The organism is Flexivirga lutea (genome assembly GCF_054778955.1).
This window is the reverse complement of record NZ_BAAGZB010000002.1, coordinates 623,879-650,631: the sequence shown is the minus strand read 5'-3', so window position 1 is coordinate 650,631 and position 26,753 is coordinate 623,879. Positions and strand designations below refer to the sequence as shown.

Sequence of the window (26,753 nt, the reverse complement as noted above, 5' to 3'; positions counted from 1 at the left end):
GAGATGATGTGTAGCATAACATCACGTTACCTGCTGGCGTCGGCCGCTGGCAACTGCCGCCGTCCGCATCGCGAACAATCCGGCCCGGCATGCCATGCTCGTGGCCATGGCTGCTGACAACCCCGTGACCCTGCTCATCCTCGGTGCCGGTGGTGACCTCACCCATCGACTGTTGCTGCCGGGAGTGGGCAGCCTGCTGAAGATCGAGCCGGCCCGGAAGATCGAGATCATCGGCGCCGACCGGGCGGATCTGTCTGCGGCACAGTGGAAGAGCCGGGTCGAGGACGCCTTCGGCACCGTGCCGGTGCCGGCGCGGCCCACCCGCTCGGTGCTGTCGCGCACCAGATACCAGCAGACCGACCTGCTCGATCCCGACCAGCTCGCCGCTCTCGTCGCCAGCTGCACCGGCCCGCTGGTCATCTACTTCGCCCTGCCACCGGCCGCCTCCATCCAGGTCTGCCGGCTGCTGGAGGACATCCCACTGCCGGACGACACCAGACTGGCGCTGGAGAAGCCCTTCGGCGGCGACGAGAAGTCCGCGAGCGCCTTCAACGCCCAGTTGCACCGGGTCGTCCCCGAGGAGCAGATCTTCCGGGTGGACCACTTCCTCGGGCAGTCCACAGTGCTCAACCTGATCGGCCTGCGCTTCGCCAATCGGATCCTGCAACCGATCTGGAGTGCCGAACACATCGAGCGCGTCGAGATCATCTACGACGAGGATCTCGCGCTGGAAGGCCGGGCGGGTTACTACGACGGAGCCGGTGCGCTGAAGGACATGCTGCAGTCGCACCTGTTGCAGGTGCTCGGCATCTTCGCGATGGAATCGATCGCCGACCTGTCCGCGCAGGAGGTGCAGGACCAGAAGGCGCAGGTGCTGCGCGCCACGCACCTGTGGGGCGGCAGTCCCAAACGGTCCAGCAAGCGCGCCCGCTACACCGCCGGCCGGATCGGCAACCGGAAGATCCCGGCATACACCCGGGAGAAGGGCGTCGACCCGTCGCGGGAGACCGAGACGCTCGCCCAGGTGCAGGTCGAGGTCCGCAACAACCGGTGGGCCGGTATGCCGTTCACGTTGCGCAGCGGCAAGGCGCTCGGCGCACCGCGCAAGCAGGTCATCGCCTACTTCCGGCCGGTGCCGCACCTGCCGAGCGGCTTCGACAACACGGCCGCGCCGGACAAGCTGATCATCGATCTCAAACCGGGTGCGGTGTCGTTCGTGCTCACGATGAACGCCGAGGGGAACCCGATGGACCTGGAGCAGAAGACGTTGCGGGCCGAGCTGGCGCCCGGCTGGATGCTTCCCTATGGCGAGGTGCTGCGTGAGATCCTGGACGGCGACAGCCTGCTGTCGGTGCGTGGCGATGCCGCCGAATCGTGTTGGCGCATCATGGATCCCGTGCTGAAGGCGTGGAAGGCAGGGCGGGTGCCGATGGAGACCTACCCGGCGGGTTCCGCCGGGCCGGACGGCTGGCTGCCCGACGACTCCGTGGTCGGTTAGGGCGCGACACCGACCCAGTCGAACAGCGTCGACGCGAGCGTGTAGTGCTCGCCGTCACGCTCTTCCTCCACCTCGGCCGGACGCAGTTGCACATCGGCCACCGTGAAGTCGGCGAAGACGTCTGCGAGCATCTCGCGGGAGGTGTCGATCGACAGGTCGCTCTCCAGCAGCGCCGGTCGACGACTGCCGTCGCTGCGGATCTCGACGCGGTCGGCGATGATCCCGAGCGCCACCACACCGCCGGGCCGCATCGCGCCCCGGATGCGCGACAGCAGGTCTCGCACCGCGCCCGGCCGTGGCAGGTGCTCGATCGCGGAGAACGCGAAGACCAGGTCGGCCGGCTCCGCGAAGTCGAAATCGTGCAGATCCGTTGCGCGCGTGTGCACCACGGTGGATATTCCGGCCGGGACGGCGTCTGCGAGCTGCTCGAGGGCGGACGGTAGGAGGTCGACGGCATACACCTGCGAGCCGGGCGGCAACCGGCGCAGCATCGGCACCGTGTGCCGGCCGATGCCGGATCCGAGGTCGTAGGCGACCGTCGGCCGGTCGTCCGGCACCAGGTCCAGTGCGGTGGACAACAACGGATCCGGCTCGGCCAGCCAGGTCCCGGACTCGCCGAGATCCGTTGCCGCATACAGCTCCTCGTGGTACCGAACGGTTTCCTGACGCGCCTGCTCGAAGTCGCTCACCGCACCCTCATACCCCGAGTCGGCCGTCATACGACATCCGGCGACCTCACCAGCGGTTCATCGCGGTGAGCCCCGCCCGCACGACCCGGTGCCGGGCCACCCGGGCCAGCGTCGTCTCGCCGCGCGTGATGCGGGTGAAGACGCGCCAGCCGGGCGCCGTCCGCAGCAGCGTGTGGAAGGCGCGGGGATGCCGCTCGAAGGCGCGCAATGTGCGCTCGCCGACGGCCATCTCGGCACCCAGTCCGTCCGCGATCCCTCGTGCGTATGACGCCAGACCCGCCTCCGGTGCAGCCGTGTCCGTGCCCACCCGGGCCGCCGCCGCACCGGCGAGCACGCCGGAGCGGACGGCGTACGAGATGCCCTCGCGAGTCCAGGGCTCGAGCAGTCCGGCCGCGTCCCCGGCGACCAGCACCCGGCCGCGCCCGAGCGGTGAGCCGGCGGCCCGGCAGCGGGTCAAGTGTCCGGAGTCCCGGACGACCGGCAACGCGGAAAACCGCTGGTGGTCAACGAAATCGGTCAGATACTGCTTGGTCTCGGCGGGTGAGCCCTTCGCCATGATGACCCCGACGGTGAGCACATCCCGTTTGGGGAAGACCCACGCGTAGGACCCCGGCACCGGACCCCAGTCCAGGTGCACGCGGCCGGCCCAGGCGCGGCGTGCGGCGGCGTCCGGCGCGAGTTCGACCTCCAGGCCCAGGTCGACCTGGCGCAGTTCGACCCCGACGTACCGGCCGATCCGGCTCGCCGATCCGTCCGCGCCGACGACGGCACGAGCCTCGATCGCGCCGGCCGAGGTCGACAGGGTGACCAGGGCACCGCTCTGCCGCACGGCTGTGACGGTCACGCCGGTGCGCACCTCGGCGCCGGCGGCGCGCGCGGCCTCCAGCAGTGCGGCGTCGAACTCCGTGCGGTCGACCAGGCTGAGGATGCGGTCGCCGGTGGACTTCTCGAAAACCGACCTCCCGCGCATCGTGAACGAGGCCCGCGTGATCCGTTGTTGCACCGGCACCTCGAACCCGGCCGGCAGCGACGCCAGCGTCGGGCCGATCAGGCCGCCCCCGCAGGTCTTGTAGCGGGGGAACGTCGCCCGATCCACCAGCAGGGTCGAGGCGCCGGACTCGGCGGCCGTCTGCGCCGCACGGCTGCCGGCCGGTCCGGCGCCGACGACCACGACGTCATACACCGGCGGCGTCACGGGTGCAGGCTCGTCATGCGGGCGTATGCCGACCGGATGTGCTCCTCCACGCACGCGACGGCTTGCGGCGCGTCCTGCGCGGCGATGGCGTCGACGATCGCATGGTGCTGTGCCCGCAGGACGGCGCGCGCATCCTCCCAGCGCTCCAGGGCCGCGAGGCCGGAGAGGATCGGCAGTCGCATCGACTCGCGGATCGCGATCGTCAGGTCGCTGGCCAGCCGGTTGCCCGCCGCCTCGGCGATCGCGACGTGCAGGCCGGTGTCGTGGTTGTTGAACTCGGCAATGGTGAGGGTGTCGTCGTCCATGGCCTCGAGCAGGTCGCGCATCCGGGCCAGATCGTCGGCGGTCGCTCGCCGGCTGGCCAGGCCGGTCGAGAGCCGTTCGAGTGCGACCCGCACCTCGGTCACGTCCGGGGTGGGGAAGTTGGCGAGCGCGACGTGCAGGCGCAGCAACCGGGTCAGCGCCTGGTGCGGCGCCCCGGTGATCGTCGTGCCGCCCGCCGCGCCCGCGCCCACCGAGGAGCGCACCACCCCGGAGGCCTGCAGGGTGCGCACCGCCTCCCGCACGGCCGCCCGGCTCACTCCCACCCGTTGGGCGAGTTCACGTTCGGCCGGCAGGTGCGACCCGACGGTGTACTCACCGCTCAGGATTCGTTGCTCGACCCAGTCGACGACCAGCTCCCAGGCCTTCTTCGGCGTGACGTCATCGGACACGACGGTGAGCCTACGACGTGCCGGAAGGGGGTTACGCAGCGGCGGTTCGCCTGGTATGTTCTGCGTCACATTAATGGTCTGACCATTATGTCCCCTGCACCGGTCCCCTGTCTGGAGCTCGCACATGCCGACCTACCAACCACCCGTCACCCCGGTCGCGGACAGCCTGTGGCTGTCCGCGGTGATCGCCGCCCTACCACTGCTGAGCATCTTCCTCACGCTCGGACTGCTGCGCTGGAAGGCGCATTGGGCCGGCCTGACCGGCCTGGTCATCGCGTTGATCGTCGCCGTCGCGGCCTTCAAGATGCCGGTCTCGCTGGCGTTGCTGTCCGGGTCGGAGGGTGCGGCATACGGCCTGGTGCCGATCATGTGGATCGTCTTCAGCGCGATCGTGCTCTACCAGATCACCGTCGTCAGCGGCCGCTTCGAGGACCTGCGCGCGGCGTTCCACCTCGTGTCGAACGACCCGCGGGTGCAGGCGATCATCATCGCCTTCTGCTTCGGCGCGCTGCTGGAGGCGCTGGCCGGCTTCGGCGCACCGGTGGCCATCACCGGCGTCATGCTCGTCGCGGTCGGCTTCTCGCCGTTGCGGGCCGCTGCCGTCGCGCTGCTGGCCAACACCGCTCCGGTGGCGTTCGGTGCGATCGGCATCCCGATCATCACCGCGGGCAACCTGACGCACATCGACTACAACGTCGTCGGCGCGTATGTCGGCCACCAGACCCCGGTGCTCGCGCTGGTCGTCCCGCTCATGCTCGTCTTCCTGGTCGACGGCCGCCGCGGCGTCCGGCAGACCTGGCCGATCGCACTCGTGGTCGGCGCGGCCTTCGCTGTGGCGCAATGGGTTTCGGCGTCATACATCTCCGTCGAGCTGACCGACGTCATCGCCTCTCTCGTCGGCCTCGCCGCCGCCGTGATCATGCTCCGCTTCTGGCAGCCGCAGGGCCGCGACGAGGCCAACGAGTCCATTGCCGAGGCCCGCAAGCTCGAATTTGCCACTGTCGGAGCCGGATCCGGTGATGCGGGGACAGGCGTCGCGGAGGACGACATCGCCTTCACCTCGGCCGAGGAGATGGATCAGCGAGCCGGCGATCTCACTCCGAGTCGCATCGGTATGGCGCTGCTTCCCTACCTGTTGGTCATCGCGGTCTTCGCCGCCGCGAAGCTGATCGACCCGATCAAGAACTTCCTGGCCGACACCGACGTCAAGATCGAGTGGCCCGGCCTGGACGGCCACGTGCTCAGCGCGTCCGGCGCCGTCAGCAAGACCACCGTCTACACCCTGCCCTGGCTCTCCTCGCCCGGCTCGCTGCTGCTGATCTGCTCGGTCGTCGTCGCGCTGGTCTACAAGGTGAGCCCGGCGCAATGGGGCCGCGAATTCGTCGAGACCGGGGCAAAGCTGCGCTTCGCCTTCCTGACCGTCGCCTCCGTGCTGGGCCTGGCCTACGTGATGAACCTGTCCGGTCAGACCGTCACGATCGGCACCTGGATCGCCGGCACCGGCGCGGCATTCGCCTTCCTGTCGCCGATCCTGGGCTGGCTGGGCACGGCCGTCACCGGTTCGGACACCAGCTCCAACGCGCTGTTCGCGACGCTGCAGCAGACCGCGGGTCACAAGGCCGGCATCGACCCGACGCTGCTGGTCGCCGGCAACTCCGCCGGTGGTGTGGTCGGCAAGATGATCAGCCCGCAGAACCTCACCATCGCCGCCGTCGCCGTGGGCCTGGTCGGCCGCGAGTCGGACATCCTCCGCAAGGTCATCCTGTGGTCGATCGGCCTGCTGGTGATCGTCTGCCTGCTGGTCGGCCTTCAGTCGACCGTGCTTGCATGGATGCTGCCATGACCTCAGCACCGCGCGTCGCGCTCTTCGCCACCTGTTTCAACGACACGGTCTGGCCGGAGACGCCGCGCGCGACGGTGACGCTGCTGGAACGCCTCGGTGTCACGGTGGACTTCCCGGTCGAGCAGACCTGCTGCGGCCAGATGTTCACCAACACCGGGTATGTCGACGAGGCGCTGCCGCTGGTCCGCTCCTTCCTCGAGGTGTTCGGGTCGTATGACGCGGTCGTGGCGCCGTCGGGGTCCTGCACCGGGTCGGTCCGCGAGCAGCACGCGTGGATCGCCCGGCGGTGCGGTGACGAGGGACTCGCCCGCGAGGTGGAGCAGTTCGCACCCCGGGTCCACGAGTTGTCCGAATACCTCGTCGACGTGCTCGGTGTGACCGACGTCGGGGCCTATTTCCCGCACCGCGTCACCTACCACCCGACCTGTCACTCACTGCGCATGCTGCACGTGGGGGACCGGCCGCTCCAGTTGCTGCGGGCGGTCCGCGGCATCGACCTCGTCGAACTGCCCGGCGCCAACGAATGCTGTGGATTCGGAGGGACGTTCGCGATGAAGAACGCAGACATCTCCGTGGCGATGGGCTCCGACAAGGCACGGCACATCCGCGAGACCGGCGCCGAAGTCGTCGTCGCAGGGGACAACTCCTGTCTCGCCCACATCGGCGGACTGCTCGACCGCAGTCGCTCGGGCGTCCGCTCCTTGCACCTGGCGCAGATCCTGGCATCGACCGAGGAGGACCCGGCATGAGTAACCCCGTCGGCACGACCACCCCGACATACCTCGGTATGCCGAAGTTCCCGAAGCTCGCGGCTCCCGAGCTGCGCAATCCGGTGCTGCGGCACAACCTGCAGATGGCGACGCACACCATCCGCGACAAGCGGGCGCAGGTCGTCGGCGAGGTCGACAACTGGGAAGAGCTGCGGGTCGACGGCGCCCGCAGCAAGGACGCCGCGCTGAACAACCTGGACCACCACCTGGAGGAGCTGGAGCGCAACCTGCAGGCTGCCGGAGCCACCGTGCACTGGGCGCGCGATGCCGACGAGGCGTGCTCCATCGTCACCGAGCTGGTGCAGGCCGCCGGCACCGATGAGGTCGTCAAGGTCAAGTCGATGGCCACCCAGGAGATCGAGCTCAACGAAGCGCTCGAGGCGGCCGGCATCGACGCGTGGGAGACCGACCTCGCCGAGCTCATCGTGCAACTCGGTCACGACCGTCCGTCGCACATCCTGGTGCCGGCGATCCACCGCAACCGCAGTCAGATCCGCGAGATCTTCGCCCGCGAGATGGGCAAGGTCGGGCGGCCCGCGCCGGACGACATGACCGACGAGCCGGCCCAGCTCGCCGAGGCCGCCCGCAAGCACCTGCGGGAGAAGTTCCTGCGCGCGAAGGTGGCGATCTCCGGCGCGAACTTCGCCGTCGCCGACACCGGGACGCTCGTCGTGCTGGAGTCGGAGGGCAACGGCCGGATGTGCCTGACCCTGCCCGAGACGCTGATCAGCGTGGTCGGCATCGAGAAGGTTGTGCCGACCTGGGACGACCTCGGCACCTTCATGCAGTTGCTGCCCCGGTCCAGCACGGGGGAGCGGATGAACCCCTACACGACGATGTGGACCGGCGCGACGCCCGAGGACGGCCCGCAGGACGTGCACGTGGTGCTGCTCGACAACGGCCGCACCCACGTCCTGGAGGACGAACTCGGCCGCCAGGCGCTGCGCTGCATCCGCTGCTCGGCCTGCCTGAACGTCTGCCCCGTCTACGAACGCGCCGGCGGGCACGCCTACGGGTCGGTCTATCCCGGCCCGATCGGCGCCGTCCTGACCCCGCAACTGCGCGGGACCACGAGCGAGATCGACCAGTCGCTGCCCTATGCCTCGAGCCTGTGCGGCGCCTGCTTCGAGGCGTGCCCGGTGCGGATCGACATACCGCGGATGCTCGTCGAGCTGCGCAGCCAGGTCGTCGACGAGCACCGCGGCGGTGTGCCCTCCGCCGAAGCGGCCGGGATGCGTGCAGCATCCTGGATCTTCGGCAGCCACAAGCGGTTGGAGGGCGTGCAGGCCGGTGCCGCCGCGGCCGGCCGGCTGCTCGGCAAGAAGACCTCCATCAGCCAGTTGCCCTGGCCGGCATCCGCCTGGACGCAGGCGCGCAACGCACCCGTCCCCGCGAAGGAGTCGTTCCGCTCCTGGTGGCGACGCACCCACGACGAGGAGTCGACATGACAGGCGCACGCGAGGAGATCCTCGGCCGGATCCGGCACGCGCTCGACGAGACCGGCGCGCGGCAGGCCGACACCCCACCCGATCCCGGTCGTATGGCGCCCCGGTTGCCCGCCGGCCCGGAGCAGCACGAGGCGATGGTGCAGCGCTTCGTGGAGGTGACCGCGGACTATCGCGCCGTCGTGCAGCGGTGCACCCCGGAGGACATCGCCGCGCACGTCGCCGCGGCGCTGCGCACGAATGACGCCGAGCGGGTCGTCATACCGCCCGGACTGGACCAGGACTGGCTGAGCGTGGTCACCGCGCACACGGTGACCGACGACGGGCTGACCACCGCCGAGCTGGACGGCTGCGACGCGGTCGTCACGGCGGCCTCGGTGGGCATCGCCGAGACGGGCACGATCGTGCTGGACCACACGCCCGACCAGGGGCGCCGGGCGCTGACCCTGGTGCCGGACGTGCATGTGTGCGTCGTGTCCGAGAGCCAGGTGACCGCGGACGTCCCGGGCGCCATACGGCTGCTGCGGCCGGCGATCGACGCCCACCGGGCGCTGACCTGGATCAGCGGCCCGAGCGCCACCAGCGACATCGAGCTGAACCGGATCGAGGGAGTCCACGGTCCGCGTCACCTGCACGTGGTGGTCGTCGCGGACTGAGCAGCGGGCGGGGGCGTCACCGGTGGGCGATCTGGCGTGCCAGGTGACCGGCGGGTAACTTTGGTCCCCGGACGACCCCCGATCGGCGAGCCGAGGAGATGCGATGCCCTTGCAGGATCACTACGAGGTGCTGGTGGTGGGGGCGGGCCTGTCCGGCATCGACGCCGGTTACCGCATCCAGACCATGTGTCCCGGCACCGACTACGCGATCCTGGAGGCCCGCGAGAGCCTCGGCGGCACGTGGGACCTGTTCCGCTATCCCGGGATCCGCTCCGACTCGGACATGTTCACCCTCGGGTTCCCGTTCGAGCCGTGGACCGGTGAGAAGTCGATCGCCGACGGCGCCGACATCCTGGCCTATCTGAAGAACACCGCGGCCAAGTACGGCATCGACGAGCGGATCGTCTACTCCACCAGGGTCACCGCCGCCGACTGGTCGAGCCAGGACGCCCGCTGGACGGTCACCGTCACCACCCCCGACGGCGAGCGCGAGGTCACCGCCGACTTCCTCTACCTCTGCTCCGGCTACTACAACTATGAGCAGGGTTACCGGCCGGACTTCCCCGGCATTGAGGACTTCCCCGGCGAGGTCATCCACCCGCAGTTCTGGCCGGCCGACGGCCTGGACGTCGAGGGCAAGCGGGTCACCGTCATCGGCTCGGGGGCGACCGCGATGACTCTCGTGCCGGCCCTCGCCCGGAAGGGCGCGGCCGTCACGATGCTGCAGCGTTCGCCCACCTACGTCATCAGCCTCCCGTCCCGGGACGCGTTCGCCCACACGCTGCGCAAGCTGCTTCCCGGCAAGCAGGCGTATGCCGCCACGCGGCTGAAGAACGCCGCCACCTCGGTGGGGTTTTACGAGTTCTGCCGCCGGGCCCCCGGCCTGGCGACCAAGGTGCTGCGCGGCGGTGTCGAGCGCCAGCTCAAGGACAGCGGCGTCGACATGGCCGCCTTCACCCCCCGCTACAACCCGTGGGACGAACGCTTGTGCGTCGTGCCCGACTCCGACCTCTTCACGGCGATCCGGCAGCACGACGTGGAGGTCGTCACCGACACGGTCGAGCGCATCGAGACCGACGGCATCCGCACCGGCTCGGGCCGCAGCATCCCCGCCGACGTCATCGTGACCGCGACCGGGCTCAACGTGCAGCTCGCCGGCGGTGCGACGGTGCGGGTCGACGGGCAGGAGTGCGACCCGGGCAGCCGCTACATCTACCAAGGGCTGATGCTGGAAGGCGTGCCCAACGCGGCGATCTGCATCGGTTACACGAACGCCTCCTGGACGTTGCGCGCCGACCTGTCGGCGAAGTTCTTCTGCCGGTTCGTCAATCACGTCCGGCAGCAGGGGCACGCCTACGGCTACCCGACCGTCGAGCGCGAGATGCCGACGTCGCCGGCACTGGACCTGGCGGCCGGTTACATCCAGCGGTCCATCGCGACGCTGCCCAAGCAGGGCGACCGCAAACCGTGGTTCCTGCGGCAGAACTACTTCGCCGACCGGCGGGACGCCCGACGGGCCGACGTGACCGACGACATGACGTTCGTGCGACCCGGTGAGCGGCGTTCGCCGAACGACGACGTGCACCGTGCCGGTGCCGCCGTCGGGAGCGTCGCCTGATGACGGCACATCACGCATGAGGATCGCGCTCGCGTCATACCGCAGCAAGCAGCACTCGGGTGGCCAGGGCGTCTACGTGCGCAACCTGTCCCGTGAGCTCGTCGCGCTCGGTCACGACGTCGAGGTCTTCAGCGGCCCGCCCTACCCGAAGCTCGACGACGGCGTGCGGCTGACACCGGTGCCGAGCCTTGACCTCTACCGCGCGGACGACCCGTTCCGGCGGCCGGCGCTGCGCGAATTCCGTGCTGCGGTGGACGTTCTGGAGTTCGCGACGATGTGCACCGCCGGCTTCCCGGAGCCGCGTACCTTCGGCATGCGCCTGTCGCGGCTGCTGCGCGATCGGACGGGCGACTTCGACATCCTGCACGACAACCAGACGCTCGCACCCGGGCTGTTGGCACTCGAGCGCCGCGGCCTGCCGTTGCTGACCACGATCCACCACCCGATCAGCCGTGACCGGCGCCTGGAGCTGGACGCGGCGACCGGCTGGGACCGGATCACCAAACGCCGGTGGTACGGCTTCGTGCAGATGCAGCGTCGCGTGGCGCGGCGCAGCGAGCACATCCTGACGGTGTCGCGGGTGTCCGCCCGGGATATCGCGGCCGACTTCGGGGTGCCGCGCGACCGGATGCGCGTCGTCCCGGTCGGTGTCGACGTCGACCGCTTCCGCCCGCGCGAGACACCGCGGGTGCCCGGGCGCATCGTGGCGATCGTCAGCGCCGACGTGCCGTTGAAGGGTATGCCGGTGCTCGTCGATGCACTGGCCGCGCTGCCGCACGATGCGTGGAGCGAACTCGTCGTGGTCGGCACACCGTCCGAGGCGACCGGCAAACGGCTCGCCGACGCCGGGCTGGTCGACCGGGTGACGTTCCGCAGTGGATTGACCGACGAGGAGCTGGCGCAACTCGTCGCGTCGGCTTCGCTGCAGGTCATCCCCTCGCGCTACGAGGGCTTCTCGATCCCGGCCGTCGAGGCGATGGCGTGCGGCACGCCGGTGGTGGCGTCCGGCGTGGGAGCGCTGCCCGACCTGTTGGCCGACGGGGTCGGCCGCCTGGTGCCGGCCGGGGATCCGGCGGCGCTGGCGGCGGCGATCGAGCAGGTGCTCGACTCACCGGCGGAAGCCGTCCGGATGGGAGCGGCCGGCCGGACCCGGGCGGTCGAGACTTACAGTTGGCGCGCGGTCGCCCGGGCCACGGCTGAGGTCTACGCCGAGGTGATCGCCGCGAGCGGGCGCACGATGCCCGCGGAAGTCGCGCCAACCGAGGCGGGGAACTACGAGGAGTCACCACGATGATCACGATGGACTTCGACTCGGCCTTCCCGGTCTCCCCGGGGATGAGCGTGCTCGACGTCGGCGCCGGACAGGGCCGTCACTCCTTCGAGGTGCTGCGCCGCGGCGCCGTGGTGACCGCGTTCGACCAGTCCGAGTCGGACCTGGCCGACATCAAGACGATGTTCGGCGCGATGGAGCTCGAGGGCGAGGTGCCCGAGGGTGCGTCCGGCACGGTCCTGCACGGTGACGCGCGCTCGATGCCGTTCGAGGACAACAGCTTCGACCGGGTCATCGCCTCGGAGATCCTCGAGCACGTGCACGAGGACGAGCAGGTCATGGCGGAGATCTTCCGGGTCGTGAAGCCCGGTGGGCTGGTGGCCGTCTCGGTGCCGCGCAGCTGGCCGGAGAAGATCTGCTGGAAGCTGTCGGACTCCTACCACGAGGTGGAGGGCGGGCACATCCGCATCTACCGCGCCTCCGAGCTCGTCGCCAAACTGCAGCGGGCGGGCCTGGCGCCATACAAACAACATCACGCGCACGCGCTGCACGCGCCCTACTGGTGGCTGAAGTGCGCCGTCGGCCCGGACAACGACACCAACCCGGCGGTCAAGGCCTATCACCGGCTGCTGGTGTGGGACATGATGAAGGCGCCGTTCGTGACACGGGCCGCCGAGAACGCTCTCAATCCGTTCGCGGGCAAGAGCTTCGTGGCCTACCTGCGGAAGCCGGAGCAGGCGTGACGGTGATGCGACGGCTCGGCGCGCTGGCCGTCCCCGGCGTGCTGACCGCCGAAGAGTGTGCTGCCACAGCGCAATTCGTGCTGCGGCAGCAGCGCTCCAGTGGCGCGATCTTCTGGTATGACGGCAGCCACCTGGATCCCTGGGACCACGTCGAGGCGGCGATGGGGCTGACCGTGGCCGGGCACTGGTCCGCGGCCTGGCGCGCCCTGGAGTGGTCGGCGGCCACCCAGCGCAAGGACGGCTCGTGGCCGATGGTGCTGCGTGACGGCGGCATCGAGGACGCCGGCTCCGACACCAACCAGTGCGCGTACTTCGCGGTCGGAGTGTGGCACTACTACCTGGTCACCGGCCGCACCGACGGCCTCGCGCGGCTGTGGCCGACGGTGGAGGCCGCGATCAACTTCGTGATCCGGGCGCAGCACCCCGGCGGGCAGCTGGGCTGGGCGGTCGGCACCGACGGCGGGGTGGCCGACTTCGCGCTGCTGACCGGCAGCGCGAGCGCACTGCAGTCGATCGAGTGCGCCTGCCTCATCGCCGCGACTCTCGGTCACGACCGGCCCCGCTGGCGGTGGGCCGGCAATCGGCTCGCCGAGGCGCTGCGCGAGCGCCCGGAGTCCTTCGCCGACCGGTCGCGGTTCTCGATGGACTGGTACTACCCGGTGCTCGCCGGTGCGGTGCGCGGACCGGCGGCGATCGCCCGCATCGACGCGGGCTGGGCCGATTTCGTCCGGCCGGGTCACGGCGCGCGATGCGTCAGCGACCAGCCGTGGGTGACCTCCGCCGAGTCGGCGGAGCTGGTCGCCGCACTCGACGCGACGGGGGACACCGACCGTGCGCTGGCCGTGCTCGCCGACCTGCAGGGTCTGCGCGACCGGGAGACCGGCGGCTACTGGACCGGCCGGAACCTGCCCGACATGGTGCTCTGGCCCCGGGAGCAGACGTCCTGGACGGCGGCCGCCGTGCTGTTGGCGGCCGATGCGGTGACCCAGACGACCGCCGGTGCGGCGCTCTGGCGCGACGCCGGATGGCCGGGCGACGAGTCCGTCGCGGCGGTGCAGGCGGCCGGCGGCGAGGCGGCCGGGTGATGCCCGTGCCTTCGGAGCTCGCCGAAACCGTGGCGGCGACAACGGGATTCATGCCCGTCGACGAGGGCGAGGCACTGTATGACGTCGCGCTGCGCGCGAACCCCGGCACCTGGCTGGAGATCGGCACCTATTGCGGCAAGTCGACCCTGCTACTGGGCGCTGCCGCCCGCGCGCGCGACGCACGACTGGTGACCGTCGACCACCATCACGGCTCGGAGGAGAACCAGCCGGGCTGGGAGTGGCACGACAGCACGATGGTCGACCCGACGAGCGGCCTGCTCGACACCTTGCCGCACTTCCGGCCAGTGCTCGACGCGCTGGCCGACGTGTGCTCCGCGGTTGTCGCACGCACGGAAGTTGTTGCCAGTTGGTGGAATTCACCGATCGATCTGCTCTTCCTCGACGGCAACCACACCGAGCAGACCGCGCAGCACGACTATCGGGCGTTCGCGCGGCACTTGGTCCCGGGTGGCCTGCTGCTGGTGCACGACGTCTTCCCGGACCCGGCCGACGGCGGTCAGGCGCCGTGGCACGTCGTACAAGCAGCGATCGCCGACGGCTTCGGCGAGGTCGCGCAGCACGGATCGCTGCGGGTGCTGTCCGCGCCTGGTGCGAGCGATTGACGAGCTCGGCGACTGACGCCGTTGGTCGTGACTGACGCCGTTGCAGCGGCGTCACTCGCTGTTTCGAGCGTCAGTCGGTGAGAATGCCGGCATGTCCCTGGTTCGCGTCGGTATGACGCTGTTGCTGCTCGGCGCCGTCGCCTCGTGTGGCACGAGCGCCACCGGGAGCGGTCCGGCGCCGTCCGCCGCCGCGGCGTCGGTGACGATGTCCCGGTCCGCTGGCGCCAGCACGACGCAAAGCGTTGCGCCGCGGCCGAGTTCGAACAACGCCACGCCTCCGCCATACATCGGCCGGGTGGTGTGGGTACGTCTGCCGAGGGGGGCGAGTCTGCAGGTCCATCCGACACCGCACGGCCGGGTCGCCCAGGGCGAGGATGCGGAGCAGCAGGCCTGGCGGGAAGTGCTGCGGAAGGCACCCGACGCCGGAAGCCCAGGGATGCGAGCGCAATTCGACTGTCACTGGGTCTTCGCCCGACTCGCCCGCCCGAACAAGCCCAGTTGGAACCTCGAGCCCTGGCGCCCCGTCGTCTCGGCGCAGCGAATGTATGACGCCGGCTGCAACCCCGGCGGTCCGGAGAGCTGACGCCGACTGCGCCGGCTACTCCTGGTCGGGGTTGGCCTGCTTGGCCTCTTCCTCGGCGATCTGCGCACGCACCTCGTCCATCGGCAGCTTGCGGGCCTGGTCGATCAGCGAGTTGAGTTCCGGTCCGGGCAGGGCGCCGGCCTGCGCGAAGACACGGATGCCGTCGCGGAAGATCATCAGCGTCGGGATCGAGGTGATCTGCAGGGCCTGGCTCAGCGCCGGTTCCGCGTCCGTGTCGACCTTGCCGAAGGTGATGTCCGGGTGCTCCTTCGAAGCATCCTCGAAGATCGGCGCAAACATCTTGCACGGGCCGCACCAGTCGGCCCAGAAGTCCACCAGCACGATGCCGTCGGACTGCACCTCGTCGGTGAAGGTGTCGGTCGTGAGGGTCTTGGTTGCCATTGCGGTGCTCCTTGAGTCGGTCCTCGGTGAAGGCTGCCGACATTCGGTGTCGGCCGCGGTCCCGGTCCGCAGCGGATCGGCCGCCCTCCTCAGTGCCAACGAGCGGACGCCGCGGATCCTTCCGCGGCCGACGAACCGGACGTCCACATCCCAAGATGCCGATCTCGTATGGTGATACGACCGAGATTGCGTTTGGCAAACGGGTCCGTCCCATGTTCTGCTGATGGCATGTCTTCGCACGTCACGCCGCTCATGCGCATCGCCGACCGGCGACGTATGACGCCGTGGCATGTCTGCCGCTCCTGAGCCGACCGTCGTTCAGCTCGCCGCAGACCACCAGCGCCCCACGGCGGCGCGACCTTTCCCTTTTCCACGGAGACTTCGATGACAACTGCTTCACCCGGCGTCCGGGATTTCACCAGTGACCAACTGGTCCGCATGGCAAAGCTTTTCGCGCACGAAGCCGGAGTGACCAGCACGATCGAGCGCACCGGTGCCGAGCGGCAACGACACCAGCTGACCAAGACACCCCACCTCGAGGTCTGGGTGATGACCTGGCCGCCCGGGGCGTCGACCGGGTGGCACGACCACGGCGTCGCCGCCGGTGCGATGGTCGTCGTGGAGGGTGAGCTCATCGACCGGCAGTGGAAGGGCGGCACCGAACACTGGTCGGAACTGTGCGAGGGTGACGAGAAGTCGATCGGCCCGCGCACCGCGCACAACCTGACCAATGTCGGCGATGGCTATGCGGTCACCATCCACGCGTATGCGCCGGGACTGACCGAGATGACGCCATACGCCTGGGAGAACGGCCAGCCGGTCGCGATCGACGCCGGCGCCTGACCGCCCGGAAGGGACCGCTGTTGCAAAGATGGCGGTCATGAGCGCCGACCGAGCCGAGGACGTCAGCAGCGCACCGTCACCATCGGAGTTCCGCCGACGGCTGGTCCCGATGCGCGGCCGGGACCCGCGCGAGGGGGAGCGGGCGTCCACGCCGCTGGAGCTGCTCTTCGACCTCATCTTCGTGGTGGCCGTGGGTATGTCGGCGGCGCAACTGGCCGACATGGCGGCGGAGGGACATATCGCCAAGGGGGTTTTCGCCTTCCTCTTCGCGATGTTCGCCATCTGCGTGGCGTGGATCAGCTTCAGTTGGTTCGCGTCGTCGTTCGACACTGATGACTGGCTCTACCGGACCCTGACGATGCTGACCATGGTCGGCGTGGTGGTCTTCGCGCTCGGCCTGCCGCCGATGTTCCACTCCGTCGATGCCGGTCACCACGTCGACACCCGGCTGATGGTCATCGGGTACATCGTGATGCGCGTCCCACTCGCCGCACAGTGGTGGCGGGCCTCACGGCAATCCGGGCGATACCGGCTGGTCGCGCTGCGCAACATCCGGAGGATGCTGGTGGTGCAGGCCGGCTGGGTGGTCTTCGGATTCGTCCCGATGACGCTCGCGGTCACCGTGGTGATCGGCGTCCTCCTCGGGGCGTGCGAGCTGCTGATCCCGGTCCTCGCGCAGGGCGGCGCCAACGGCACCCCGTGGCACCCGGACCACATCGCCGACCGGTACAGCGCCTTCGCGATCATCACCCTCGGTGAGGGGATCGTGGGCACCATCGGCTCCTCGCAGGGTCTGCTGGGAGGGGCGGCCGGTGAGGCGTGGAGCTGGAACGCCGTCGCTGTGGTCATCACCGGCATCGGGCTGACCTTCGGCATGTGGTGGGTCTACTTCCTGATGCCGTTCGGGGTCTGCCTGCAGTATCGGCCGACCTACGGCTACTTCTTCGGCTACGGCCACATCCTCGCGTTCGTCGGGGTCGCCGGCGCCGGAGCCGGGCTGCACATCCTCGGCCTCTACCTGGACGGCGGATCCGCGCTGACCGAGACTGCCGCCGTCACGCTGCTGGCGTTCCCGGTGGCGCTCTACCTCGCGACGATCTACACGTTGCACGACGTGCTGATCGGCCGCTTCGACCCGCTGCACCTGATCAACCTGGCGCTCACCGCCGGTCTGCTGGCCGGCGCGATCGTCCTGTCCGCGGTCGGGGCGCCCATCTCGATCTGCCTGCTGCTGATCATGGCGGCGCCGTTCGTGACGATCATCGCCTACGAGGCGGGCGCGCACCGGTGGCAGGCGGCGCAACTGGCACGTCTGGCCGCGGGGCAAAGAGCGCCGCACTAGGCTCTCTACTCATGAGTAGCACCATCGACGTGACGGTGGCCGACGGCATCGCCGACGTGCGGCTGGACCGCCCGGACAAGCTCAACGGCCTGACCCTGCCGATGCTGCACGACCTCGCCGCAGCTGCGCGGGAACTACGCCGGGACAAGCAGATCCGCGCGGTCGTGTTGTCCGGTGCCGGTGACTCGTTCTGTGCCGGACTGGACTTCAAGGCGGTCACCAGCGACCCGAAACAGCTTCCGCTGGGCATGCTGCCGCGGCCCTGGCGGGGCACGAACGTCTTCCAGGAGGCGTGCTGGGCCTGGCGCCGTGTGCCGGTGCCGGTGATCGCTGCCGTGCACGGGCACTGCTACGGCGGCGGGCTCCAGATTGCTCTCGGAGCGGACCTGCGGGTCACCGCTCCCGACGCGAAATGGTCTGTGCTGGAAGGCAAATGGGGCTTGATCCCGGACATGAGTGGCGTGCGGACGCTGTCCGAACTGGTCGGCATCGAGACCGCGAAGCGGCTCACCATGACGGCCGAGATCATCTCCGGCGAGGATGCCGCCCGCATCGGCCTGGCCGGTCAGGTCGATGCGGAGCCGTATGCCGCCGCGCACGCTCTCGCGGAGTCACTCGCGCAGCGGTCGCCGGACGCGGTGGTCGCCGCGAAGCGGCTCTTCGACCGGACGTGGCGGTCGTCCCCGCGCCATACCTTTGCGCGGGAGCGGTGGGAACAGACGAAACTGTTGCTGGGGAACAACTTCCGGATCGCCCGCACCGCCGGTCTGCGGCGCGAGGAGCCGACCTTCCAACCCCGCCGCTAGTGCGACAGCCGCAGGATGCGATGCAGCTGCGGCCACGCCAACCGGCCGAGCTCCCGGTTGGTGTCCTCGGTGCCGCCTCGACGCATCGATTGCCCTGCCACCACCGGTGTTTCGCCGGGGAGCAGGGTGCGGTGACCGGCGGTCTCCAGCGTGACGGACGTGGTGGCCAGTGCATGGTGCGCCCGTCGGGCGGCGATGCGCGCGGCGAAGTCCACCGACGGCCAGACCTGGTCGTCACCGCCTGCGACGAGTAGCAGTTCACCGATCCGCTCGACCGGGATCTGCGCTGCTGCAACGGTTTCCGGGTCGGCAACCGTGAGGCTCCGGCGGTACATGCCGACGTATGCCGGCGGATCGGTGTCGGGACGCCAGCTGGTGTCGAACGGCACCGCGGGCACCGGGCGACCGTCACGGGTCCAGTGCGACAGCTGCGAGCCGTCCGGATCGACGAAGCTCCACGCCACCGGACTCGGAGCGAATCCGATGCAGGCGTCGACCCGTTCGTCACACGACGCGGTGAGCAGGGCTGCCTCGGCACCGAACGACATCCCGGAGACGACCAGCCGGTCACACGCGCCGGCGATGCGGTCCAGCGCGCGGGAGAAGGTCTCCAGCGGCACGAGCCGAGGGCCGGCCGGCTGACCCGGCCCGCCGAACCAGCGGATCGACATCGCGAGCGCACCATGTGCGGCCAGCACGCGGGCACGGTCGGCGTCGATGCGGCCACTCGAGCCGCCGATGGTGAGCACGCCCGTCCCGCAGTGTTCGTCGGGTATGAGGAGCAGGCCCTCCGGGTCGGTCAGCCTCTCCTCCCGCATGGTCCGAGCCTAGCGTGGCGGGCCGGAGACGGCGGGTGCGCGGGCGGCTGATCTGGCGAGCACCCCGGCGACGAGGCTGGCCAGGGCGAGCAGGCCCAGGCCCAGGACCACGTCGCGCTCCGGCCAGTGGTCGACCAGCACCGCAACGGCCGTCGGCACACAGAACCCGACGTACGTGAGCGAGTAGAACACGGCGTTGGCCATCGCCAGCTCCGTTGCGGGAGAGGATCGTTCGACGCGGGTCAGGCCACCCACCAGGTTCATCCCGTAACCCGCGCCGAGCACGATGGAGACGATGATCACCAACGCCACGGACGGATGCGTCACGACGAGCGCGGTGAGCAGGACGCCGGCCACCGTGGCGAGCATCCCCAGGACAGTGACCTGTCCGGGACGACGCGACTCGAGCCGCCGGGCGGGCTGCTGGACCAGCACCCCGGTGCCCAGCGTGAGGCCGCAGACAGTGCCCGTGAAGGCCAGCGGTGCGCCGGCGATCTGCCGTGTGATCAGGGTCGGCAGGATGACCATGCTGATCGCCGGGCAGGCGAACACCCACGGCGCCATCGGTCCGATGCGGGTCCAGAAGTGCCGGCTGAGCGCGTAGTGCCGCACGTCACCGCTCGGAGCCGCTACGGCGCTGCCTTGCGTGGCTGCTCGGCGGCCCGGTTCCTGAGGTGCGTTCCAGACCAGCACGGCGGCGACGACGGTCAGCGCGATGTGCACGGCATACGGCAGCACCTTCGGCGCCGGCAGCCATTGCGCCATGAAGCCGACGAGGAAGGCGCCGCCGCCGAACCCGGCCGACAGGGCGATGGCCGCGCGGCGGGCGCCCGTCCCGACGGGCGCGTCGGTGGACAGTTCCTTCACCCAGGTGGTGCCCGGTGCCATCGCGGCGCCGGTGCACACGCCGTACAGGACCCGGCCGATGAACAGTGGCACGGGCGCGGACTCGCCGATCGCCAGCAACAACGAGGACAGCGCGGTCAGCACCATCACCGGGCGCATCACCCGGCGGTGCCCGAAACGCCCGCCGAGTTCGGCGGAGATCAGCAGCGCGGGCACCAGGCCGAGGACGTATGCCGCGAACATCGCCGTGACCAGCGTCTGCGAGTAGTGATCGGTCGCGCGATAGACCAGCAGCAGCGGGGTGAACTGGTTGGCGCCCCAGCCGACGACGAACATGGCGGACGCGACGCGGAGCCAGCCAGGGAAGCGCATGGCGTCAAGGATGACAGCGGACGGCCGGGTCGACGGCAGCGCCCACGGTGACTTGGCAGACTGCGGGTATGAACTTCTACTCGGCATACGACCAGGGCTTCGCACGCATCGCAGCGTGCACCGTCCCGACGGCGATCGCCGATCCCGACGCCAACGCGGCGATGATCATCGAGCAGATCCGCGCATGTGATGCGGATTCCGTTGCGGTGGCGGCATTCCCGGAGATGTGCCTGACCGGCTATGCGATCGATGACCTGGTGATGCAGGACGCTGTGCTCGATGCGGTCGAGCGTGCGATCGGTGACATCGCGGCAGCGACGGCGGACCTGCTGCCGGTCGTGGTCGTCGGTGCACCGTTGCGCAAGGGGTTGCGGCTCTACAACTGTGCGGTGGTGATCCACCGCGGGGTCGTCCTGGGCGTCGCGCCGAAGAGCTATCTGCCCAACTACCGGGAGTTCTACGACAAGCGCTACTTCGCGCCCGGGGACGATCAGCGTGGTGCGTCGATCACGCTCGGCGGCACGGCCGGCGGTGCGTGCGTGCCGTTCGGGCCGGACCTGATCTTCGCGGCCGAGGACCTGCCGTCGCTGGCGCTGCACGTCGAGGTCTGCGAGGACATGTGGGTGCCGATCCCGCCGTCGTCGGTCGCCGCACTGGCGGGCGCGAACGTGCTGGTCAACATCTCGGGTAGTCCGATCACGGTCGGTCGGGCGGCGGACCGGCAGGCGCTCGCGGCGGCGCAGAGCTCGAGATGCCTTGCGGCATACATCTATGCGGCGTCGGGGTATGGCGAGTCGACCACGGATCTCTCCTGGGACGGCATGACGATGATCCACGAGTGCGGGACGCTGCTCGGCAAGGGCGAGCGCTTCCCCCAGGAGGCCACTCGCACGGTCGTCGACGTCGACCTGGATCGGCTCCGGCAGGAGCGACTGCGGGACGGTTCGCTGGCGGACAACGCGCGAACTCATCCTGACACCAGGGATTTTCGGCAGGTCGCGTTCCGGCTCGACCCGCCACGCGAGGACATCGGGCTGCGCCGCAAGCTGCAGCGCTTCCCGTTCGTGCCGGACGATCCGGCGCACCTGGCGCAGGACTGCTACGAGGCCTACACGATCCAGGTCACCGCGCTGAAACAGCGGCTGCGGGCGATCGGCGGCCCGAAGATCGTCATCGGCGTCTCGGGAGGTCTGGACTCCACGCATGCGCTGCTGGTGGCGGCCCGTGCGATGGACGAACTGGGGCGTCCGCGCAGCGACATACTCGCCTACACCATGCCCGGCTTCGCCACCGGCAGTGCCAGCAAGTCGGCCGCGACCGAGCTGGCGCACGCGATGGGGGTGACCTTCGAGGAGCTCGACATCCGGCCGGCCGCCACCCAGATGCTGCGCGACCTGGGCCACCCGGCCGGTGACGGCGCGCCCGTCTACGACATCACCTTCGAGAACGTCCAGGCCGGGTTGCGCTACGACTACCTCTTCCGCATCGCGAACAAGGAGGGCGGCATCGTCCTCGGCACCGGCGACCTGTCCGAGCTGGCGCTCGGCTGGTGCACGTATGGCGTCGGCGACCAGATGTCGCACTACAACGTCAACGCCGGCATCCCCAAGACGATGATCCAGCATCTGATCCGTTGGGTGATCGGCGCCGGGCACTTCGACGAGTCCGCGGCCGTGACGCTGCAGACCATCCTCGACGCGGAGATCAGTCCCGAGCTGGTGCCGGCCGGCGCCGACGAGAAGCCGCAGTCCACCGAGGACGCGATCGGCCCCTACGCCCTGCAGGACTTCAACCTGTTCCACACGCTGCGGCACGGCATGCGGCCCACCCGCATCGCGTTCCTGTCGTGGCACGCGTGGCACGATGCGGCGGCCGGTGACTGGCCCCCGGGCTACCCGCCGGAGCGGCGGACGGCATACGAGCTGCCGGAGATCCGCTCGTGGCTGGAGCTTTTCGTCCGGCGGTTCTTCGCGTTCAGCCAGTTCAAGCGGTCGGCGCTGCCCAACGGTCCGAAGGTCGTGGCCGGGGGTGCGCTGTCGCCGCGCGGTGACTGGCGCGCGCCCAGCGACGGCAATGCCGCGGCCTGGCTGCGCGACCTGGCCGAAGGTGTGCCGAAGGAATAGCTGGGTGACTGCACCTCGGCGCGCCCCCGGGGGTGTACCGAAGTCTCCCCAGGGTCGGGAATGGTCCGGGTATGACGTCCGGGGGTGTACCGAAGTCTCCCCAGGGTCGCGAATGGTCCGGGTCTGGGGCCGCTTGGTGTACCGAAGTCTCCCCAGGGTCGGGAAAGGTCCGGGTCTGGGGCCGCGGGGTGTACCGAAGTCTCCCCAGGGTCGGGAAAGGTCCGGGTCTGGGGCCGCGGGGTGTACCGAAGTCTCCCCAGGGTCGGGAAAGGTCCGGGTCTGGGGCAGCGGGGTGTACCGAAGTCTCCCCAGGGTCGGGAAAGGTCCGGGTCTGGGGCAGCGGGGTGTACCGAAGTCTCCCCAGGGTCGGGAAAGGTCCGGGTCTGGGGCCGCGGGGCGTACCAAACTCTCCCCAGGGTCGGGAAAGGTACGAGCCACGGCACGCCCGGCCGGCTCAGCCCTTCGCCCAGTCCAGGATCCGCCAGTGCTGGGAGTTGCCGTTGCGGACCAGGTAGTAGGTCCACGGCTCATGGGTGGGCTTGTCGCCCTTGGTCAGGCCCTTGACGTGCCGGAACGTCGACGTTGTGTCGACCACGACGCACTGCTTCCAGCCGCCAGCGGTGTCGCTGTCGCACTTGCGCCCGGTCGTGACCGGGCCGGTGCTGATGATCCGCAGCTCCTCGACCCGCGGACCGTGCAGATCCCACCACGCCGCGTCGACGCCCTCCTTGTCGCCCACGACCATGGCCTTGGCGGTGGAATAGTCCCGTTCGTTCAGCGCGTGGGCGAAGGTGCGCACCACCTGGGCGGGAGCCGCGGACGTCGGCGGTATGGCGACGGTCGTGCGCGGTTTGCCCCACAACCACAGGCCGAACACGCCCAGCAGGACGAGGAACGCCAGGCACAGTCCGATGACGTTCTGTGCCCTGCGCATGGGTCGAGTATCCGTCGTCGACCCGGTCGCGTGAAGGGTCGTCTCGAATTACCGGTCGAATCCACATCATCTTGTGACCTGTCCGACGGCTCGTCCACAACCCCGACGCGCGGCGCTCGTCATCCACGCGGCGCCGGGCGCCGACCGCGATTGTCATCCCCGAGGGCTACCGTCGGAGCGTGAACAAGCCGGCCGCACTCCAGCTGCCCGACCGAAGGGCGGCACTCGGGCTCGGGGAGGTGCACCGATGACGAGGGACGACTCCTCGGTGCACCTGCGCGGCGCCGAGTGGGTGCAACGGGTGACACCCGATCAACTCGCCGAGCGGATGGGCGAGCTGACCCTGGCCCGCGCGGAGCTGTATGTCGACTCCGAACGGGTGCAGTCGATCAACACCGGCGATCAGGGCAGGCTGCTGCTGGCCACCGTCGAGGGCAACCGGGACCGGCCCTACACGGTGATGATCACCCGGATGCAGGACTTCGAGGGGGTGCCCGAATGGCACTCGCGGTGTTCCTGTCCGGTGGCGACCGAGTGCAAGCACGTCGCGGCGACGCTGCTGACGGCACGCGACCACCTGGGGGGTGGCGCGCCGCAACTGCCCGCGTGGCGCAAGTTCGTCCAGGAGCAGCTGGAGGAGCCGCGCATCGATCAGCACGACGACGGCGTGCGCCTCGCGCTGCGGGTGTCGGCCGGTCATGAGCTGCGCGGCCGGCGGCGCGTCACCCGCATCGCGCTGAGCCTGGCCCACCGCACCAAGGCCGAGCGGTGGTCCAAACAGGCCTCCTGGGACGAGGTCGGACTCAACCGCATCCGCCGACGCTTCCATCTCGCACAGGCCGACGCGGTCACCGCGCTGCGCGACGTCACCGCCGGCCGCCGGCACGCCTGGTCGCTGGGCGCCCCACTGGTCCAGCTGGATGAGAGCAATGCCGGGGTATGGCCCGCGCTGCGCGAGTGCCTCGCCGCGGGAGTGGAGCTGCTGCCGGCATACAACGGCCACGGTGAGGTCCGCTTCGTGCCCGATCCGGTCCGGGTCGCCGCCGATTTCGGCGCTCGCGACGATGGCTCCTTGCGCGGGTCGGCGAGTGTCGTGGGCCTGGGCGAGCAGACCGGCGAGATCGTCGTCCTGGGCGACCCGGGCCACGGCATCGCCCGCGTCGGCCACGACGGCAGCATCGTGCTGGCAGCACTCGACGGCCCGCTGAGCTCGGCGTCACGGGCGTTGCTGCTCGACGGGCCGGTGGACGTGCCGGCGGAGGACGCGGAGGAGTTCCGCGACCTCTACTATCCGCGGCTGACCCGCCAGCTGCACCTGGTGGCCGGCGACGGATTGCCGGTGCCGGAGCCGATCCGGTTGCGGCTCACCCTCAGCGCGCCGGAGCCGCAGGCCATCCATGTCTCGGCCGAGATGCTCTACGCCGGCAAGCACGCCAAGCCGGTCGCCCTCGACAGCTACGACCGCACCCGCGACCGCGCCGGCGAGCACGCGCTGGTGGCCCGGCTCGAGGAGACGCTGCGCGAGCACGAGCTGATGGAGCTGGTCGGCGGGCTCGGCTGGTGGCCCGTGGGACGCAGCCTGCTGCGCGGGTGGCCGGCGGTGCGGTTCGCGGAGAGCCTGACCGAGTTGGAGGAGTGTGACGACCTCGACCTGGTCATCGACGGCGAGCTGCCGTCGTTCGAGGAGAGCACCGTGGCGCCGGTGATCCGCATCGGCGCCTCGGACTCCGAGGACACCGACTGGCTCGACCTGCACGTGACCGTCACCATCGACGGTGAGGAGGTGCCCTTCGCCGAGCTGTTCGCCGCGCTGGCGCGGGGCGACGAGGCCATGCTGCTGGCGTCCGGCACCTGGTTCAGTCTCGACCGGCCCGAGCTGCTGCAGCTCGAGCGGCTGATCGCCGAGGCGCGAGAGCTGTCCGACAAGCAGCGCGAGGGCCTCGCGCTCAACAGATTCCACGTCGGCTTGTGGGAGGAGCTCGAGCAGCTGGGCGTCATCGATCAGCAGAGCGAGCGATGGACCCGCCAGCTGGAGCGGGTGCGTGACCTCGACCGGTTCACCGCCCCGAGCATTCCGCGGTCGCTGCACGCGACGTTGCGCTCCTATCAGCTGGACGGCTTCACCTGGCTGGCCGCGCTGTGGGACTGCGCGCTGGGCGGCGTGCTGGCCGACGACATGGGTCTGGGCAAGACCCTGCAGACGTTGGCGCTGCTCGCGCGAGCCCGGGAGGAAGGCGAGCTGGACGTGCCGGTGCTCGTCGTCGCACCGAGTTCGGTGGTCGGCACCTGGGTGAGCGAGGCGGCCCGATTCGTGCCGGACCTGCGCGTGGTCGCCCTCAGCGAGACCGGCAAGCGCCGCGGCAGCACTGTCGCCGAGGCCATCGCGGGCGCCCATGTGGTGGTGACGTCATACGCGGTGCTGCGGCTGGACGCCGACCAGTTCGCCCAGACCCGCTGGAACGGTTTGGTGCTCGACGAGGCCCAGTGGGTCAAGAACCACACGTCCAAGACCTTCCAGGCGGCCAAGCGGATCGGTGCGCCGTTCACCCTCGCGATCACCGGCACCCCGCTGGAGAACTCGCTGATGGACCTGTGGTCGATGCTGGCGCTCGCAGCGCCCGGGCTCTATCCGCGCCCCGACCTGTTCAAGCAGCGCTACCGCAAGCCGATCGAGCGGGGCGAGTCTCCGGAGCTGCTCGACCAACTGCGCCGTCGCGTCCGGCCGCTCATGCTGCGTCGCACCAAGGAGCAGGTGGCCGGCGATCTGCCACCCAAGCAGGTGCAGCTGCTCGGGGTGGAGCTGACCGCCAAACACCGCCAGACCTACGAGCGGCACCTGCAACGTGAGCGGCAGCGGGTGCTCGGGCTGCTGGAGGACCCGGAGGGCAACCGCGTGGCGATCCTGGCCGCGCTGACCCGGCTGCGGCAGCTGGCCCTCGATCCGAGACTGGTCGACGAGGTGCCCAGCACCGAGAGCGAGATGTCCGCGAAACTGGCCCTGCTGGTCGAGCAGATCGGCGAGCTCGCAGCGGAAGGCCACCGCGCACTCGTCTTCAGTCAGTTCACCACGTTCCTGCGATTGGCGCGCGACGCCCTCGACAAGGCCGGCCTCGCCAGTTCCTACCTGGACGGTCGCACCCGCAAGCGGCAGCAGGTCATCGACGACTTCAAGAACGGCGACGACCCGGTCTTCCTGATCTCGTTGAAGGCCGGCGGTGTCGGCCTGACCCTCACCGAGGCCGACTACGTCTTCGTGCTCGACCCGTGGTGGAACCCCGCGACCGAGGCGCAGGCCATCGACCGCGTGCACCGCATCGGGCAGGACAGACCGGTCATGGTCTACCGGCTGGTCAGCGCCGGCACCATCGAGGAGAAGGTCGTCGCGCTGCAGGAGCGCAAGCGCGCGCTCTTCGAGAAGGTCGTGGACGGCGACGGCGGTGTCGGGGGCGCCATCACGCCCGACGACATTCGGGCGTTGCTGGAATGAGTCGCGGCGTGCAGTCGCGGCGTGCACCGGGCCCGCGGGCCGCACCGGC

The 26,753-nt window shown here is 69.9% G+C and carries 23 protein-coding genes; 16 read left to right on the top strand and 7 right to left on the bottom strand.

Going from position 1 to position 26,753, the window contains the following annotated elements:
• The first annotated feature begins 106 nt into the window (after window positions 1-106).
• Window positions 107-1,498, top strand: a complete 1,392-nt coding sequence (locus ACYVBN_RS09450; RefSeq protein WP_460600282.1) for a glucose-6-phosphate dehydrogenase — start codon at window positions 107-109, stop codon at window positions 1,496-1,498.
• Here the strand turns inward: ACYVBN_RS09450 and ACYVBN_RS09445 are convergent.
• Genes ACYVBN_RS09445 through ACYVBN_RS09435 form a run of 3 tightly spaced genes read right to left on the bottom strand, consistent with a single transcriptional unit; the run spans window position 1,495 to window position 4,095 of the window.
• Window positions 1,495-2,217 (bottom strand): class I SAM-dependent methyltransferase, encoded by a 723-nt coding sequence (locus ACYVBN_RS09445; RefSeq protein ID WP_460600281.1) that lies wholly within the window; start codon window positions 2,215-2,217, stop codon window positions 1,495-1,497. The two genes, ACYVBN_RS09450 and ACYVBN_RS09445, sit on opposite strands and share 4 nt — an antisense overlap.
• Window positions 2,218-2,233: 16 nt before the next feature.
• Window positions 2,234-3,382, bottom strand: a complete 1,149-nt coding sequence (locus ACYVBN_RS09440; protein WP_460600280.1) for a geranylgeranyl reductase family protein — start codon at window positions 3,380-3,382, stop codon at window positions 2,234-2,236.
• On the bottom strand, window positions 3,379-4,095 hold the full coding sequence (locus ACYVBN_RS09435) for a FadR/GntR family transcriptional regulator (protein WP_460600279.1): 717 nt from the start codon (window positions 4,093-4,095) through the stop codon (window positions 3,379-3,381). Before ACYVBN_RS09435 ends, ACYVBN_RS09440 begins: the two co-directional genes overlap by 4 nt.
• A 124-nt stretch (window positions 4,096-4,219) precedes the next feature.
• Here ACYVBN_RS09435 and ACYVBN_RS09430 point away from each other — a divergent pair, with 124 nt between their 5' ends.
• The 10 genes from ACYVBN_RS09430 to ACYVBN_RS09385 all read left to right on the top strand — a co-directional run bounded on the left by ACYVBN_RS09430 (window position 4,220) and on the right by ACYVBN_RS09385 (window position 14,731).
• On the top strand, window positions 4,220-5,938 hold the full coding sequence (locus tag ACYVBN_RS09430; protein ID WP_460600278.1) for an L-lactate permease: 1,719 nt from the start codon (window positions 4,220-4,222) through the stop codon (window positions 5,936-5,938).
• Entirely contained in the window at window positions 5,935-6,687 is a 753-nt protein-coding gene (locus ACYVBN_RS09425) for a (Fe-S)-binding protein (RefSeq protein ID WP_440281023.1), read from the top strand. Before ACYVBN_RS09430 ends, ACYVBN_RS09425 begins: the two co-directional genes overlap by 4 nt.
• Complete coding sequence (locus tag ACYVBN_RS09420) at window positions 6,684-8,156, top strand: lactate utilization protein B (protein WP_460600277.1); 1,473 nt, start codon at window positions 6,684-6,686, stop codon at window positions 8,154-8,156. The genes ACYVBN_RS09425 and ACYVBN_RS09420 overlap by 4 nt, the downstream gene beginning before the upstream one ends.
• Window positions 8,153-8,809 (top strand): LutC/YkgG family protein, encoded by a 657-nt coding sequence (locus ACYVBN_RS09415; protein WP_460600276.1) that lies wholly within the window; start codon window positions 8,153-8,155, stop codon window positions 8,807-8,809. The genes ACYVBN_RS09420 and ACYVBN_RS09415 overlap by 4 nt, the downstream gene beginning before the upstream one ends.
• A gap of 103 nt (window positions 8,810-8,912) precedes the next feature.
• A complete protein-coding gene (locus tag ACYVBN_RS09410) occupies window positions 8,913-10,427 on the top strand; it encodes a flavin-containing monooxygenase (RefSeq protein WP_460600275.1) in 1,515 nt (504 codons plus the stop codon).
• 16 nt (window positions 10,428-10,443) lie between these two features.
• The gene (locus ACYVBN_RS09405; protein ID WP_460600274.1) at window positions 10,444-11,721 is read left to right on the top strand and encodes a glycosyltransferase family 4 protein; all 1,278 of its coding nucleotides are present in this window, start codon (window positions 10,444-10,446) and stop codon (window positions 11,719-11,721) included.
• Entirely contained in the window at window positions 11,718-12,440 is a 723-nt protein-coding gene (locus tag ACYVBN_RS09400; protein ID WP_460600273.1) for a class I SAM-dependent methyltransferase, read from the top strand. Before ACYVBN_RS09405 ends, ACYVBN_RS09400 begins: the two co-directional genes overlap by 4 nt.
• A gap of 5 nt (window positions 12,441-12,445) precedes the next feature.
• Complete coding sequence (locus tag ACYVBN_RS09395; protein ID WP_460600841.1) at window positions 12,446-13,525, top strand: glucosidase family protein; 1,080 nt, start codon at window positions 12,446-12,448, stop codon at window positions 13,523-13,525.
• On the top strand, window positions 13,525-14,148 hold the full coding sequence (locus ACYVBN_RS09390) for a class I SAM-dependent methyltransferase (protein ID WP_460600272.1): 624 nt from the start codon (window positions 13,525-13,527) through the stop codon (window positions 14,146-14,148). Before ACYVBN_RS09395 ends, ACYVBN_RS09390 begins: the two co-directional genes overlap by 1 nt.
• 91 nt (window positions 14,149-14,239) lie before the next feature.
• Window positions 14,240-14,731 (top strand): DUF2599 domain-containing protein, encoded by a 492-nt coding sequence (locus ACYVBN_RS09385; protein ID WP_460600271.1) that lies wholly within the window; start codon window positions 14,240-14,242, stop codon window positions 14,729-14,731.
• Between the two features lie 15 nt (window positions 14,732-14,746).
• Here ACYVBN_RS09385 and trxA read toward each other — a convergent pair whose 3' ends face one another.
• Window positions 14,747-15,133, bottom strand: coding sequence for a thioredoxin (gene trxA / locus ACYVBN_RS09380; RefSeq protein ID WP_440281015.1), 387 nt, complete (start codon window positions 15,131-15,133; stop codon window positions 14,747-14,749).
• A 384-nt stretch (window positions 15,134-15,517) separates the two neighbouring features.
• Here trxA and ACYVBN_RS09375 point away from each other — a divergent pair, with 384 nt between their 5' ends.
• Genes ACYVBN_RS09375 through ACYVBN_RS09365 form a run of 3 tightly spaced genes read left to right on the top strand, consistent with a single transcriptional unit; the run spans window position 15,518 to window position 18,124 of the window.
• Window positions 15,518-15,976 (top strand): cysteine dioxygenase, encoded by a 459-nt coding sequence (locus ACYVBN_RS09375; protein WP_460600270.1) that lies wholly within the window; start codon window positions 15,518-15,520, stop codon window positions 15,974-15,976.
• Between the two features lie 37 nt (window positions 15,977-16,013).
• A complete protein-coding gene (locus ACYVBN_RS09370; protein WP_460600269.1) occupies window positions 16,014-17,318 on the top strand; it encodes a low temperature requirement protein A in 1,305 nt (434 codons plus the stop codon).
• An 11-nt stretch (window positions 17,319-17,329) separates the two neighbouring features.
• Complete coding sequence (locus ACYVBN_RS09365; protein WP_460600268.1) at window positions 17,330-18,124, top strand: crotonase/enoyl-CoA hydratase family protein; 795 nt, start codon at window positions 17,330-17,332, stop codon at window positions 18,122-18,124.
• Here the strand turns inward: ACYVBN_RS09365 and ACYVBN_RS09360 are convergent.
• Entirely contained in the window at window positions 18,121-18,942 is an 822-nt protein-coding gene (locus tag ACYVBN_RS09360) for an alpha/beta hydrolase family protein (RefSeq protein ID WP_460600267.1), read from the bottom strand. The genes ACYVBN_RS09365 and ACYVBN_RS09360 overlap by 4 nt on opposite strands.
• A 9-nt stretch (window positions 18,943-18,951) precedes the next feature.
• Window positions 18,952-20,160 carry an MFS transporter gene (locus tag ACYVBN_RS09355; protein ID WP_460600266.1) on the bottom strand — a complete coding sequence of 403 codons (1,209 nt, stop codon included), beginning with the start codon at window positions 20,158-20,160 and terminating at the stop codon, window positions 18,952-18,954.
• A gap of 68 nt (window positions 20,161-20,228) precedes the next feature.
• Here ACYVBN_RS09355 and ACYVBN_RS09350 point away from each other — a divergent pair, with 68 nt between their 5' ends.
• A complete protein-coding gene (locus ACYVBN_RS09350) occupies window positions 20,229-22,283 on the top strand; it encodes a glutamine-dependent NAD(+) synthetase (protein WP_460600265.1) in 2,055 nt (684 codons plus the stop codon).
• A gap of 454 nt (window positions 22,284-22,737) precedes the next feature.
• Here the strand turns inward: ACYVBN_RS09350 and ACYVBN_RS09345 are convergent, their stop codons facing one another.
• A complete protein-coding gene (locus ACYVBN_RS09345) occupies window positions 22,738-23,217 on the bottom strand; it encodes a hypothetical protein (protein WP_460600264.1) in 480 nt (159 codons plus the stop codon).
• Window positions 23,218-23,464: 247 nt separating this feature from the next.
• Between ACYVBN_RS09345 and ACYVBN_RS09340 the strand changes: the two genes are divergently transcribed.
• Window positions 23,465-26,704 (top strand): DEAD/DEAH box helicase, encoded by a 3,240-nt coding sequence (locus tag ACYVBN_RS09340; protein WP_460600263.1) that lies wholly within the window; start codon window positions 23,465-23,467, stop codon window positions 26,702-26,704.
• Window positions 26,705-26,753 lie beyond the last annotated feature (49 nt).